Here is a 13,993-nt window from a genome sequence, read left to right on the forward strand (position 1 = left end):
GAATCATCGGCTTATGGCGGCTGCCTAGAATTGCCTCACGATTCGCGCCGGGACCGGCCCGGCGCACACATGGGGACATCGAACATGAAACAGACAGACACACAGGCCGCATTCGACTATCACGAATTCCCGACACCTGGAAAGATTTCCGTCGTGGCCAGCAAGCCGCTCGTCACGCAGCGCGATCTCGCGCTGGCTTACACGCCGGGCGTGGCCAGCGTGTGCGAAGCGATTGCGGAAGATCCGCAAAAGGCTTACCGCTTCACCAGCCGCGGCAATCTGGTCGGTGTGATCAGCAACGGGACAGCGGTTCTGGGCCTCGGCAACATCGGCGCGCTAGCCTCCAAGCCGGTGATGGAAGGCAAGGCTGTGCTGTTCAAGAAGTTTGCCGGTGTCGACGTGTTCGATATTGAAATCAACGAAACCGATCCGGACAAACTGGTCGAGATCATCGCGGGGCTCGAGCCAACGTTCGGTGGCATCAATCTGGAAGATATCAAGGCGCCGGAGTGCTTCATCGTCGAGCGGAAATTGCGTGAGCGGATGAAGATTCCTGTTTTTCACGACGATCAGCATGGGACCGCCATCACCGTATCGGCGGCGTTCATCAACGGGCTGAAGGTGGTGGGCAAATCCATCGCCGAGGTGAAGGTCGTCACGTCCGGCGCGGGCGCCGCGGCGTTGGCCTGTCTCGACCTGCTGGTGGATCTGGGTCTGCCGGTCGAGAACATCTGGGCGACCGACATCGAAGGCGTGGTCTATCGTGGCCGTCAAGCGCTGATGGACCCGGACAAGGCGCGTTTCGCGCAGGAAACCTCGGCGCGCACGCTTGCGGATGTGATCGAAGGAGCGGATGTATTCCTGGGGTTGTCGGTGGGCGGCATTCTGAGCGCGGACATGTTGAAGAAAATGGCCGCACGTCCATTGATCCTCGCGCTCGCCAATCCGACGCCGGAGATTTTCCCGGAGCTGGCTCACGCAACTCGCGACGACGTCGTGATCGCAACGGGCCGCTCGGATTATCCGAACCAGGTGAACAACGTCTTGTGCTTTCCGTACATCTTTCGGGGCGCGCTCGACGTCGGCGCGACCACCATCACCCGTGCGATGGAAATCGCTGCCGTGCACGCAATTGCAGGCCTCGCGGAGGAAGAACAGAACGAAGTGGTCGCCGCCGCTTACGGTTCGTACGACGTGTCGTTCGGGCCGCAATACCTGATCCCCAAGCCTTTCGATCCCCGTCTCATTGTGCGCATCGCGCCGGCCGTTGCGAAAGCGGCGATGGAAGGCGGTGTCGCAACCCGGCCGTTGCCCGATCTGGACGCATACGTCGAACAGTTGCAGCAGTTCGTCTATCACTCGGGCGCATTCATGAAGCCGCTTTTTTCGAACGCACGGCAATTTGTGCGCGACGGCGGCAAGGCACGCATCGTGTTTACCGAAGGTGAGGACGAGCGTGTGTTGCGCGCAGTACAGGTGGTGGTCGATGAAAAACTGGCGCGGCCGATTCTAGTTGGGCGTCCGGAAGTGCTGCTCGCCCGTATCGAGAAATTCGGTTTGCGTTTGCGACTCGGGCAGGACGTCGAAGTCACCAACCCCGAATATGACGAGCGATTCACGCAGTACTGGAGCACCTACTGGGAATTGATGTGCCGCGACGGTATTACGAAAGAAATGGCTCGCGTGGAAACGCGCCGGCGCCTGACATTGATCGGCGCGATGATGGTGCGGCTCGGCGACGCGGACGGCATGGTGTGCGGCACGGTCGGTGCGTATCACGATCATCTGCGTTATGTCGATCAGGTGATCGGCAAGAAGCCCGGCGCGCGAACCTACGCGGCGATGAACATTCTGCTGCTCGACCAGCGTACCGTGGCACTGGTGGATACGCACATCAATGACGATCCGACGGCGGAGCAGATCGCCGAATTCACGATTGCGGCCGCGAAGCAGATGGATTGGCTGAATCTGACGCCGAAGGCCGCATTGTTGTCGCGCTCCAATTTTGGCTCGGGCAGCGCGGCGTCCGGCGCGAAGATGCGCCGCGCGCTGGAACTGGTGAGGGAGCAGGCGCCCGAGCTTGAAGTGGATGGTGAAATGCATGGCGATTGCGCGCTCGACGAAACATTGCGCTCACGCATCCTGCCCAACTCGCCGCTCAAGGGCGCGGCGAACCTGCTGGTCTGTCCAAACGTGGATTCCGGCAACATTGCGTACAACCTGCTGAAAACAGGTGCGGGCAGTAACGTTGCGGTGGGTCCGTTCCTGCTCGGCGTCAATGCGCCTGTGAACATTCTCACGTCGAGCTCGACGGTCAGGCGGATTGTCAACATGACCGCGTTGACCGTGTTGCAGGCAAACCTGAAGTAATGCGCTGAGTTTCTGGCGACGGCTGCGGCGGTTTTCATTGACCGCAGTCGCCGCCGGTATACAACGAGCGTTACGACTTGCCACGCCACGGAACGAGTCGCCGCTCCAGCGCACGCATGCCGAGGTCGAACGTCCATGCAATCAGGCCGATCAGCACAATCCCCATCACCACCACGTCAGTGCGCAGAAAACTGGACGCGTTGAGCACCATCTGTCCCAGTCCTGCTGTCGCCGCGACCATCTCGGCGGCGACCAACGTGGTCCAGCCAAAGCCAATCGCAATCCGCAGGCCCGTCAGAATTTCGGGCAGCGCCGCCGGCAACACGACATGCCGAACGACCTGAACGAAGCTGGCGCCGAGCGAATAGGCGGCATTGACCTGTTCCGCCGTGGCACTGCGTGCTCCCGCGCGCGCAGCCATCGCGATTGGCGCAAAGCACGCGAGATAAATCACGATCAGCTTCGCTGTTTCATCGATACCGAACCAGATGACGACCAGCGGCAAATACGCGAGCGGCGGCAACGGTCGATAGAATTCGAGCGGCGGATCAAGCAGACCGCGTGCAATCCGGCTCACGCCCATCAGGATGCCGATCGGGACCGCGGTCAGACTCGCTAAAGCAAACGCGCCGAATACGCGGATGGCACTCCACATCAAGTGTTCTGAGAGCGGCAGGCCGCCCTGGATGCGGCCGTTCCATGCATCGACGAAAGCAGACCACACCGCTTGTGGCGACGGCAGAAAGAGTGGCGGGACCCAATGAAAGAAGGTTGCGGTCCACCAGAGCGCGGCAATGGCGGCGACCGACACGACGCTTAGCGCCACCGTCGGCCCTTCGCCAGGCAGCCCGCGCCGGGGTTTGCGGCGCGGTGCCACACGTTTGACGGTCGTGGCCGACGAAGGTAACGAATCGACGCTACTCATGACAAAGCCGCCTCGCGCGCAACGTCTGGCTCGCCGTGCAGGCGTCGCACCAGACGCTCGCGCCACTGAATGAATTCGGGTGACGATTTCACTGCGCGCGCATCGCGCGAAGCGAGAAACTGGCGCGCGAAGGGCAATTCGTGACTCTCGGCGATTCGACCTGGACCCGGTGTCATCAGGACCAGCCGGGTAGCGAGAAAGAGCGCTTCTTCCACACTATGAGTGATGAAGAAAATGGTCTTGCGAGTACGGCCCCAAACGTCGAGCACGAGTTCCTGCATCGTTTCGCGTGTGAGCGCGTCGAGTGCGCCCATCGGTTCGTCCATCAGCAGAACCTGTGGATCGCTCGCGAGCGCGCGAGCAATGCCCACGCGCTGCTGCATGCCGCCAGAAAGCGCGTAGACGCGCGCATCGGCGTGTTTGTCGAGGCCGACCAACGCTAGCGTTTCGCGCGCGATCTCGTGTCGGCGTTTCCGGTCGACGCCCTGAAAGCGCAAGCCGAGCGCAACGTTATCGAGCACATTGAGCCAGGGCATCAGCGCGTACTTCTGGAACACGACGCCTCGCTCCGCACCGGGTCCGTCAATCGGCTCGCTGTTCAGTTTGGCGAACCCCGATGTTGGGTCGATAAACCCGGCAAGACAGTTGAGCAGCGTTGTCTTGCCGCATCCCGATGCGCCGAGCGCGACGACGAATTCGCCGCTCTCGATCTGCAAGTCGACGCCTTCGAGCGCAGCCGTCGACGCACCTTCGTAGGTGACGCCCAGGCCGCGTATCTCCAATGCGCTCATTTGGCCGCTTGCTGCACGAAGCGGGGATCGACGCCAGCCGAGTAGTCAGGCAGCACGTTCTGAATCGTGCCCTGCGTCTTGAGGAACGCGGCTGTCGCCGCGAGAGACTTCGCCGCGCCGCTTTGCGCTCCGCCGCCGAGCCACGTGGGCGATGCCTGATCCGTCAGCGTCGGGAATGCGTAGAGCGCGAGGCTGGCGGGGACGTCGGCGGCGTTCGCACCCGATTCCTTCGCTACGCCCTCGACCTCTTTCGACCCCGCCGTCCACGCGGTTTTGTGATCACGATACTGCGCGTCGGTGTCGGCCAGCACCTTGACGAGGCCGACGAGGAACGCGTCGTTATCCTGCGCGAACTTGCGATTCACCGCGAAGCCGTCGAAGGTCGCTTTGCCCGATTCGCGCGCCACTTCCCCTGACGTAATCAGTACCTTGCCGTTCTTCTTTACCTTCGCGAGCACCGGGTCCCAGATATAGGTTGCGTCGATATCGCCGCGTTCCCACGCTGCCGCGACTTCAGGCGGACGCAGGTTCAGAATCTTGACCGTTGAGGGATCCACGCCGGCATCTTGCAGCGCGACAAGTGCATGAAAATGCGAGGTCGACACAAACGGCAGGCCGATCTTGTGGCCCTTGAGGTCGGTGAGCTTCGTCACGCCGGAGCCGTCTCGCGCCACCAGCGCCTCCGCGTCGTTGATATTGTCGAGAATCCAGAACAGCGAAATATCCACGCCTTGCGAAAGCCCCGCTGCGATCGGGCTGGAACCCGCCTCGCCGAGCTGGATCGAGCCCGATGCCAATGCGCGTATCACGTCCGCGCCGCTCGCGAGCTTGCGGTAGGTCACTTTGTAGCCTGTCGCTTTTTCGACTGCGCCGCTGACCTGTGCGTATCGCCACGGCACGACCATGTCCTGATAGCCGATCACGACTTCGCGTGGCTCGGCGGCGTGCGCAACGCCCGCGGCCACGGCAAAAAGGGCGATACTGGCGGCGGCATTGCGCAGCGAAGAAAGCAATGGTTTCATCAAAGATCCCGATCCTGGTGAGATTTGGTTAGGCGTTCAACTATAAGCAATCGCCACGCCGCCAGTTCTAACCATTCATGCATTGCAAATCACGTTCTTCGCGAACGACGGCGCTGGCGTTTCGGGAGGGAGTGAAGATACGACGAAAGGAAGACGCCCAGCCGCGCCGGCCAACTTTCGGTTGATCTCCCCGTGCGCGTGGACTACAAATCTAGCAGCCAGACGAGCGGTATCCAGAACGTTAATTAACGACTCACTACCGCCGCGTCTTTGCGGCCAAGCCAAAGCCAGATAGACAAAGGAGTGCCCAGCCATGGGTATGCGCCCCGATCCCACTTTCCACGCCTCTCCCCGGCTCGCGATGGATGCGCCCGCGGAAGACTACGCGTACACGTTATTGCTGAGTCCGGATTTCTCGCAGCCCGACGCACTCGCCGTCGTCGATGTGAAGCCTGGTTCGCCGACTTATAGCCAGGTGGTCCACACGGTGCCGGTGCCGAACAAGGGCGACGAATTCCATCATTTCGGCTGGAATGCGTGCTCGTCGGCACTGTCGCCGCTCACGGGTCACGCGTTTCTCGAACGCCGCTATCTGATCATTCCGGGGATGCGCTCGTCGCGCATCTATATTGTGGATACCAAGCCTCATCCGACGCAGGCGCGAATTCACAAGATCATCGAACCCGAGGAGATCTTTCGCAAAACGGGCTACTCGCGTCCGCATACGGTGCATTGCGGACCGGAGGGGATTTACATCAGCACGTTAGGTGGTGGAGGGCCCGATGGCACAGATGGGCCGCCGGGAATCTTCATCATGGACTGCGAGACATTCGATGTACTCGGTCGATGGGAAATAGACCGGGGTTCGCAGGAGAAGCACTACGATTTCTGGTGGAATCTGCCACGCGACTATATGGTGTCGAGCGAATGGGCGCTGCCGCCGCAGTTCGAGAACGGCGTCGTGCCCGAAGACCTGCTCTCGAACAAATACGGCCACCGTCTCCACTTCTGGGATCTGCGCGCAAGACGCAACGTGCAGACACTCGATCTCGGCGCCAATCATCAGATGGCGCTCGAAGTGCGGCCCGCGCACGATCCGAGCCGCGAGTACGGATTCGTCGGCGTGGTGGTCGATACAACGAATCTGGAGGGATCGATCTGGACCTGGTGGCGCGAAGACGGCCAGTTTCATATCGAGAAGACCGCGACCATTCCGCCCGAACCCGCGGCCGCCGAACAGCTTCCGCCGCTGCTTCAGGGATTCGGCGCGGTACCGCCGCTTGTCACGGATATCGATCTCTCTCTCGACGACAAATTCCTGTATGTCGCGTGCTGGGGCACCGGCGAAATGCGTCAATACGACGTGACGGACCCGCGCAAGCCGAAGCTGACCGGCTCGGTTCATATCGGCGGAACCGCGCGGCGCACGCCTCATCCGAACGGCAAAACCTTCGCGGGGGGCCCGCAGATGGTCGAGATCAGTCGCGATGGCAAGCGGGTGTACTGGACCAACTCGCTCTATTCGACGTGGGACAACCAGTTCTATCCGGAAGGTGTGCCTGCTGCGCAGGTGATGGCGTACGCCGAACCCGGCGGCGGTCTCAAGCTGGCTGACGATTACTGGGTGACCTTTCCCGATGGCTACCGTGCGCACCAGATGCGGCTGGAAGGCGGGGATTGCTCGACCGATTCGTTTTGCTATCCGTCGGTGGGCGTTTGATCGTCGGCGACTGGTCGCGCACGGGCCTCTGGCTGGCTATTCTCGCAAGCGGTGTCTATCACGGGATCAACCCGGCGATGGGATGGCCGCTTGCCGTTTCGAACGGGTTATTCCAACGACGTACGCGGGCGTTGTTTTCCGCGCTTGCCTATCTCGCCGCCGGGCACGTGCTCGCGATGTTCTCGGTGATGTTGCCATTCGCGTTGCTCGCCATCCTGCTCGACTGGCAACGTGTGATACAGGGCGGCGCGAGCGTGCTGGTCATCGGCTTTGGCGTCGGCCTGCTGATCTGGCGGCGCCATCCTCGTATGCTGGCGCGAATCCCGCCGACCCGCCTCGCGCTCTGGTCGTTCGCCATTGCGATTGCCCACGGTGCCGGGCTGATGCTGGTCCCGATCTATCTTGGGCTCTGCCGGTCGTACGGCATGGATCACGCGCATCGGGCCGCCCAGGTGCTGATCGCGGACAACTTGGGGATGGCGTTGCTGGTGTCCGCCGTTCATGGCGCCGCGATGATGGCTGGCGGTGGACTTCTGGCGTGGCTGGTGTATCGCTATCTCGGGCTTAAGTTCGTGTCGCGAAGCTGGTTCAATCTGGATCGGGTCTGGGCGTTGAGCCTGATTATGATCGGCATGCTCTCGCTTTTGAGCGCGACGTTGAGCAGCAGCTGAGCGGCCTGCGAGATGTGAGCCCGCTTTCCGCCGGCTGCCTATTTCTCGTCCGACGGCGACAATGCGGGGAGGCTGCGCGTAGGCCAGCTCAACGGGTTTTAATCGCTCTGCTCGATACCAAACAACGTCGCAAGTGCTTTACGAATGCGCTTCGATTCGCGGGTACGCGCCTCGAACGAGTAGTCCGAATCCATCGGCAGATGGGGCGACGCAAAGAGGTCGCTGATCTTTTCCAGCAGTGCAAGAATGAAACTCATATCGACTCCCGATTGATTACCGCGTTTGACAGCGCTTCCCCTCAGAATTGACGAGGCGAGACCGCCGAAAAGACGCGTCGATTAGATGTCTGTCTAGCCTTTACGAAATTCGTATATCTAACTATTTTTCGTAGAAGAACGCTCACGTGGATGTACCCAAATAAACACCACAGAGCGTGTGTTGCGAATGGCTTATTCAATCGCCAACATCCGTGTTTTCCAGTTCGGCGATGAAACGGCCCAGCTTGTCGAACGCTCCGTTCCAACCTTCGCGATGACCGTCACGCGCGGCTTCATCGATAAATTGCGCGTGAGTGAACGTCATCTCGGTACCCGCGTCGACCGGCCGCAACTGGATCGTCACGAGGGAGCGCCGCTCCGGCAACGTGACCCACTCCCATGTGAAGACGAGCTTGCGATCTACCTCGACCTGTCGGTATTCGCCGCGGCAGTCGTGGGTTTCGCCATCCAATGTCTGGAACAGCACGCGGAACCCGCCGCCTACCCGCGGATCGGCTTCGGCGCTCAACACCGGCCCGGCGTCGGGCCCCCACCAACGCGCCATCAATTCAGGACGCGTCCATGCCGCATAGACTCGTGCCGGCGGTGCCTTCAGGTGCCGCACGATCGTCAAGCTGGGCTTCTCCTCACTCATTCATCTTCCCCTTCGACTAAATTGGCAAGCCGGTCGAGACTCGCGGATCAGAAACGCTAGTAGTGCGACAGCCACGCCAACGCCTCGTCCATCGGAGCGGCGACACGTTCGACCGATACGGTTCGGCCGCTCTTCGTGCGCGGGCTCAGACCGGTATCCACGAACACGTCGAGACGCTTCATGACCGCTGGCGGACGAGACTTCCGCTACAGACAGATCAGTTTCACGCGCGAGTCGTGCGAGGGCGAGCCGCCGCGTGGAGCCCGCGAGAGCGAAAAACGTACGATCACGGTGACTGACTTTATACTTCACCATATAGCAAACTATAGGGCGCTCGACGGGCCGAGTCAAGTTTTTGATGTGCGCGGCTAGAGCCGTTTCGCGGCGTTCTGATTAATGATGGCTCGCGGCTTTTCTGGTCAGTCCACGGAGCGCCACCGTCCGATAGGTAGACGACCGCAGGAGCGCATAGTGGTCACTCAGTCCGCCGGAGCGTATGTCGATCTTTGGTAAGACGCTTCGCGCTCGAGAACCCGTTGTTCATGAGCTGGCGTGGTCTGGTGGTAGGAGAGGAAAAGCTTCGGTGCGGTGAGCCCGACGCGCCATCAAACAGCGCGCCGATTCAGACGTTCATGTGGTGGGATGCCCGCATCGACGAGGCAGACCGCGAACAGACATCCACCTACACCGCGTGTCCGGTAGGCGGCAGCGCGAAAGCACCGTCACTGCTCGACGCACGACAGGTGCTGCGTCACCAGGTACCACGCGTATTCCAGAGTAAAAACGGTCGAGCGAAAGAGCGCCGGTAATGCGGCAACGTTGGGGCGGCGTTGAATCCGCACGTGACGCGATGAAGCCAGCGGCGGAAATAGCGGCCATTCGATCTTGCGCAAACAACAACAACGGCCGCTTCCCGAAGTACAACAGCCGGTCATCTCATCAAATTGATCTCGCGCCCAAGACTACGTCACCACGGGATCGTTTCATTTTCCCAGCGCGTGAACGTTCCTGTGGGGCTGTCCGGACCTGACAGCGCGACACGCACCGCCTCGCGAGCGCCTTCCTCGACAGTCTCTGTCCCCGCGTAGCCGTTGAGGTTTGTGCTGGTAAAGCCAGGAGAGACGGCGTTGACCTTGATACCTTCCGGTTCGAGCTCGATTGCCATGGCAACCGTCAAAGCGTTGAGCGCCGTTTTGGACGCCGGGTAGACAGGACCGAAGATCGCACGGTAGGCGAAGGCCGGGTCTGAGTTGCTCGTCAGCGACCCAACCCCGCTCGACACATTGACGATTCGGGCTGCCGGCGCCTTGCGCAGGAGTGGCAGCATCGCCTGATAAATGGCGAGGACGCCAAACACGTTGGTGTCCCACACCGCGCGCATTTCATCGAGCGACACGTTGCTCGGGCGGGTCGTCTTCCCGTACTCCTCGACGGACTGGCCAGGCCGCCTGTTCGTATTCGAGATCGCCGCGTTGTTGATGAGCAGATCGAGGCGGCCAAACTCGTTGCGCACGCGCTCCGCCGCCGCTGTGATCGAAGCCTGATTCGTCACGTCGAGTTCAAGCGCGTGTGCGTCCGGCCCAATCTCCGTGGCCGCAGCCTCGCCGCGCTCGAGATTGCGCGACCCGACCAGCACGGTGAGGCCGCGGGCCGCGAGATCCCTGGCAATCTGAAGACCGATTCCCTGATTAGCCCCAGTGACCAGGGCGACGGGTTTGTCCTGCATGGCAATCTCCTTGTTGTATTGCGGTGTAGCGCGGCCCTGACATTCAGGGCCGCGGCAGTCAATCAGCGAACCTCGGCTGCCCATGCTTCGGCATCGGCGCCAGCCGGGATGTGCATCGGCGATGATCGATCGGTTGCCGCGCGCCACACGGCTTCGGCGACGTCCTGTGCGTGGGTAATCGGGGAAGACGTATCCCCAAGTTGCGCGATGACGTGCCTGGCGAGATCGGCATAGGCCTCGTGGTCGAAGCCGTATATGTGCTCGCGCGCGTTCTCGCCGAAGCGGGTGTCGGGCGCACGGCCCGGCAGCACCAGGTGTGCCCGCACGCCGAACTGCTGGAGTTCCAGCGCCATCGATTCGGTGAATGCGTTCACCGCCGCCTTGCTCGCACGGTACGCGGCAAGCAGCGGCAGTGCCTTGAGCGTCACGCTCGACGTGACGTTCACGACAACGCCGGCCTTGCGCTGCCGAAACTGCGGCAACACCGCTTGCGTCAATGCAATCGTGCCGAAGGTGTTGGTCTCGAAAAGTTCGCGCACCGTCGCGAGCGGGACGAGTTCAGCCGGGGATCCCGCGCCGAAGCCCGCGTTGTTCACGAGCACGTCGATTGGGCCTGCCGTCTCGACGGCCTCGCGAATACTTTCGGGATTCGTGACGTCGAGCGCCAGCACGCGCAGGCGCTCCGAAGGCGGCAGCACGTCGGCGCGCGGGGTTCGCATCGTGGCGATGACCTGCCAGTCACGGGCCAGGAAGAAGCGCGCAATCTCGAGGCCGAATCCGGAAGAGCAGCCGGTGATCAGCACGGTTTTCATGGAAACTCCTGTGGAGTGGTGGATGTGTGCCCATACGATAGATCGCCGGAACCGTACTTGCTACAATCAAAGATCCGAATTTCATTTGCAGGAGTCCGGCGATGATCGATCCGCTGGCTGAAGTCGTCACGCTGCTGCAGCCGGCTGCCCGGCTTTCCAAAATCGTCCAGGGCGCGAGCCCATGGAGCATCAATCGCTCGGAAGCCGGTCAGCCGTTCTATTGCGCGGTCCTCGAAGGCGGGTGCCGCATCGCGATCGACGGATATGAACCCATTGAGCTCCTGTCGGGCGATTTCGTGCTGATTCCTGCGGCCTACGGCGTCGCGATGTGCAGTCTCGAGCCGCCTGCGCCGGGCGTCACAACGTCGGACCCCATCGCGCTGGGCAACGGCGAATACAGAATCGGCGCGCTGGACAGTCCGGTCGACGCGCGCATGTTGGCCGGCCATTGCAGCTTCGGCTCGCCGGATGCATCCCTGCTGGTCTCGCTACTGCCGCAAATCGTGCATGTGCGCGGCGAACAGCGGCTGGCCACGCTCGTGGAGCTGGTACGAGAGGAATCACGCGAGCAGCGGCCCGCGCGCGAGGTCGTACTCGCGCGACTACTGGAAGTGCTGCTCATCGAGGCGCTGCGGTCCATGGCGGGAACGAATGCGTCGCCGGGGCTGGTGCGCGGACTGTCCGATGACCGCCTTGCGATCGCGATCCGCGGAATGCACGAAAATCCGACGCGCGCGTGGACAGTTGCTGAACTCGCCAAGGAAGCGGCGCTGTCGCGTTCGACCTTTTTCGAGCGCTTCAACCGTGCGGTCGGCGTCGCGCCGATGGAATATCTGCTCGCCTGGCGCATGGCACTCGCGAAGGATCTCCTGCGCCGCAACGGAGGCCGTGTCGCCGAGATTGCGCAGCGCGTCGGCTACAGCTCTGCCAGCACCTTCAGCGTCGCCTTCACGCGACACGTTGGCCGGCCACCGACGCAATATGCGCGCGAGGAACAGTTGCACGCTGATGGCTAACGCCGATGCGCGCCTGCCTCGATGCAACTCACTAACGACGTTTGCCTGAGTGGACGAGAGGCTTGCGCGATGGTGCGGGGGCCTTGAACCCATGACTGCAGGTCGATGACTTATGCTATCGGCATTCATGTGCTGAACCTCGAACGGCCGCGATTGGCAGCACGCAATCTATTCCAAATGCTCACGAGAAAAAGCGCGAAAGTCCAAATCCCATTGCCATGCGGAAAAGGACGCCTACCCACGAATTGGGTAGACGTTAGCTCATGTTGTTGAACTTGCGAACGGCCGTCACCGACGTGCGAGTTTGAAGGATGACAACACAACCAGTGACCCGTTGTGTGTTCCAGACGCATCGTCCTCTATTGTTTGAACAAAGGCGGTGATCTTTCGATTCTGGAAATACCAGTCCACGCGACCTCGGCCAGCAGAAGTGCCTCCCGCTTCAGGATGTCCATGGAGTAGTATTGGTGCTTGCGCGTCCATGGGTGATTAATCGCGATCGAAGTAAAAGTACTTCGATTCGTACATCACCCGGCGACACGCAAACAACAACGATGAATGGCCAACACGGCCATCTGGACGGAGACACGAGTTGGACAAGCCCACCATTCCCGTATCGCCCACCGCGAGTCAAACCACTCGCATGAGTTACCGCTGGCATGTGCTGATCTGGCTGATGGTCGGTGGCATCATCAATTATCTGGACCGTGCAAGCCTGTCGATTGCCGCGCCCGGAATGATTCAGGAACTTGGTTTGACCCGCACGCAGATTGGCCTGCTGGGCAGTGTATTCGCATGGACTTACGCGATGATGCAATTGCCCGCCGGATGGCTGATCGATCGATTCGGCGCGAAGCGTGCGTACGCGATCGGCATGATCTGGTGGAGCATCGCAACCTGGTTGACGGGCGTGGTGGGATCGATCGCTGCGCTGGTGGCAATGCGTGCATTGCTCGCCGTCGGTGAAGCGCCGTGCTGGCCGACGGCCGCAAAAATAACCGCGGCGTGGTTTCCTGCGAAAGAGCGTGGCTTCGCAACAGGCATCTGGGACTCGTCGTCGAAATGGGGACCGGCGCTTGCTCCCGCGTTACTCGTCGCGCTGATGATTGCATTTGGCTGGCGCTCGCTCTTTCACGTGACGGGCGCATTCGGCATTGCATTCGCGCTGCTATTCCTGATGCTGTATCGCAATCCACGCGACAGCCAGCGATTATCGAAAGATGAACTCGACTACATCGAAGCGGGAGGCGGAGGTCATGAGCGCTCGCTGGCGACGTCTTTACTCAAGTGGCGCTGGCTTTTCGTTCGCCGCAGCGTGTGGGGCATGATTCTGGGGTACTTCTGCACGATCTGGCTCTGGAATATTTTCCTGGTGTTTTTGCCGCTGTATCTGCTCGACCGCTTTCATATCTCGTTTGCTCAACTCGGCGCCGTCGCGGGTATTCCGTGGGTGGGTGGCGCATTGGGTGAAATCGCAGTCGGCTATCTGGCCAAGAAGCTGGTCGATCGTCATCTCGCATCGGCGATCGGCGCGAAGCGCTTATTGATTGCGTGCTGTGCGACCGGTGCCGGTATTTGTGCAGTCGCATTACCGTTTGTCGATTCGTTAAACGCGACACTCGTTTTGTTCACTATTGGTCTCGCGTTTCTTGCAGCGATGATCGGCTCGGCATGGGCGCTTGCGGCAGATATCGCGCCTACATCGATGGTGGCATCCGTGAGTGCAATTCAGAACTTTGGCGGCTATTTCGGCGGTGCGTTTTCACCTCTTGTTGCGGGCTTCATTGTCGACCATACGGGCTCGTATGCACTCGCATTCATTTCGGGCGGGATTATTGCGGCATGTGCGGCGCCGTTCTACTGGTTCATGGCCCGCAAGCCGATCTTGGAAGACGTCGAGGTGGCGAGAGGCTGATTGATGCAGGTCGATTGATCGACAATAGCCGCGACGCTGGTTCGAGAGTGCATTGGTTATTAACGTCGCTGGAATCGGTCATTCGTGAGCTTTGCTGCGCACGAATGACCGCG

Annotated in this window: 14 protein-coding genes; 6 read left to right on the top strand and 8 right to left on the bottom strand. The window is 61.0% G+C overall.

What is annotated here, in order from left to right; translation table 11 throughout:
- Nucleotides 1–84 precede the first annotated feature (84 nt).
- Nucleotides 85–2,370: an NADP-dependent malic enzyme gene (locus tag LMG28727_RS21135; protein ID WP_201644258.1), complete on the top strand. Its 2,286-nt coding sequence runs from the start codon at nt 85–87 to the stop codon at nt 2,368–2,370.
- Nucleotides 2,371–2,440: 70 nt separating this feature from the next.
- Here LMG28727_RS21135 and LMG28727_RS21140 read toward each other — a convergent pair whose 3' ends face one another.
- Genes LMG28727_RS21140 through tauA form a run of 3 tightly spaced genes read right to left on the bottom strand, consistent with a single transcriptional unit; the run spans nt 2,441 to nt 5,108 of the window.
- Entirely contained in the window at nt 2,441–3,295 is an 855-nt protein-coding gene (locus tag LMG28727_RS21140; RefSeq protein WP_201644259.1) for an ABC transporter permease subunit, read from the bottom strand.
- Nucleotides 3,292–4,086: a taurine ABC transporter ATP-binding protein gene (locus LMG28727_RS21145; RefSeq protein WP_201644260.1), complete on the bottom strand. Its 795-nt coding sequence runs from the start codon at nt 4,084–4,086 to the stop codon at nt 3,292–3,294. The genes LMG28727_RS21140 and LMG28727_RS21145 overlap by 4 nt, the downstream gene beginning before the upstream one ends.
- Nucleotides 4,083–5,108: a taurine ABC transporter substrate-binding protein gene (gene tauA, locus LMG28727_RS21150; RefSeq protein WP_201644261.1), complete on the bottom strand. Its 1,026-nt coding sequence runs from the start codon at nt 5,106–5,108 to the stop codon at nt 4,083–4,085. The genes LMG28727_RS21145 and tauA overlap by 4 nt, the downstream gene beginning before the upstream one ends.
- Before the next feature lie 313 nt (nt 5,109–5,421).
- Here tauA and LMG28727_RS21155 point away from each other — a divergent pair, with 313 nt between their 5' ends.
- Both LMG28727_RS21155 and LMG28727_RS21160 read left to right on the top strand, forming a co-directional pair.
- Nucleotides 5,422–6,828, top strand: coding sequence for a selenium-binding protein SBP56-related protein (locus LMG28727_RS21155; RefSeq protein ID WP_201644262.1), 1,407 nt, complete (start codon nt 5,422–5,424; stop codon nt 6,826–6,828).
- Nucleotides 6,825–7,499, top strand: a complete 675-nt coding sequence (locus LMG28727_RS21160; protein ID WP_201644461.1) for a hypothetical protein — start codon at nt 6,825–6,827, stop codon at nt 7,497–7,499. Before LMG28727_RS21155 ends, LMG28727_RS21160 begins: the two co-directional genes overlap by 4 nt.
- Nucleotides 7,500–7,597: 98 nt before the next feature.
- Here the strand turns inward: LMG28727_RS21160 and LMG28727_RS21165 are convergent, their stop codons facing one another.
- From LMG28727_RS21165 to LMG28727_RS34560, 3 genes are all read right to left on the bottom strand, one after another.
- Nucleotides 7,598–7,756 (bottom strand): hypothetical protein, encoded by a 159-nt coding sequence (locus tag LMG28727_RS21165; RefSeq protein WP_201644263.1) that lies wholly within the window; start codon nt 7,754–7,756, stop codon nt 7,598–7,600.
- A gap of 196 nt (nt 7,757–7,952) precedes the next feature.
- Nucleotides 7,953–8,411 (bottom strand): SRPBCC family protein, encoded by a 459-nt coding sequence (locus LMG28727_RS21170; protein WP_201644264.1) that lies wholly within the window; start codon nt 8,409–8,411, stop codon nt 7,953–7,955.
- Nucleotides 8,412–8,467: 56 nt separating this feature from the next.
- Nucleotides 8,468–8,593: a hypothetical protein gene (locus tag LMG28727_RS34560; protein ID WP_268960518.1), complete on the bottom strand. Its 126-nt coding sequence runs from the start codon at nt 8,591–8,593 to the stop codon at nt 8,468–8,470.
- A 360-nt stretch (nt 8,594–8,953) separates the two neighbouring features.
- Between LMG28727_RS34560 and LMG28727_RS21180 the strand changes: the two genes are divergently transcribed.
- Nucleotides 8,954–9,220, top strand: a complete 267-nt coding sequence (locus LMG28727_RS21180) for a hypothetical protein (RefSeq protein WP_201644265.1) — start codon at nt 8,954–8,956, stop codon at nt 9,218–9,220.
- A gap of 158 nt (nt 9,221–9,378) precedes the next feature.
- On the opposite strand, the gene LMG28727_RS21185 is transcribed toward LMG28727_RS21180, so the two are convergent.
- Together LMG28727_RS21185 and LMG28727_RS21190 are read right to left on the bottom strand one after the other, a co-directional pair.
- Nucleotides 9,379–10,137 (bottom strand): SDR family oxidoreductase, encoded by a 759-nt coding sequence (locus LMG28727_RS21185; protein ID WP_201644266.1) that lies wholly within the window; start codon nt 10,135–10,137, stop codon nt 9,379–9,381.
- 62 nt (nt 10,138–10,199) lie between these two features.
- The gene (locus tag LMG28727_RS21190; RefSeq protein WP_201644267.1) at nt 10,200–10,949 is read right to left on the bottom strand and encodes an SDR family oxidoreductase; all 750 of its coding nucleotides are present in this window, start codon (nt 10,947–10,949) and stop codon (nt 10,200–10,202) included.
- Nucleotides 10,950–11,050: 101 nt separating this feature from the next.
- On the opposite strand from LMG28727_RS21190, the gene LMG28727_RS21195 reads away from it, so the two are divergent.
- Nucleotides 11,051–11,965 (top strand): AraC family transcriptional regulator, encoded by a 915-nt coding sequence (locus LMG28727_RS21195; RefSeq protein WP_201644268.1) that lies wholly within the window; start codon nt 11,051–11,053, stop codon nt 11,963–11,965.
- 592 nt (nt 11,966–12,557) lie between these two features.
- A complete protein-coding gene (locus tag LMG28727_RS21200) occupies nt 12,558–13,880 on the top strand; it encodes an MFS transporter (RefSeq protein ID WP_236592165.1) in 1,323 nt (440 codons plus the stop codon).
- Nucleotides 13,881–13,993 lie beyond the last annotated feature (113 nt).

The organism is Paraburkholderia metrosideri (assembly GCF_904848625.1).
Lineage (GTDB): Bacteria > Pseudomonadota > Gammaproteobacteria > Burkholderiales > Burkholderiaceae > Paraburkholderia > Paraburkholderia metrosideri.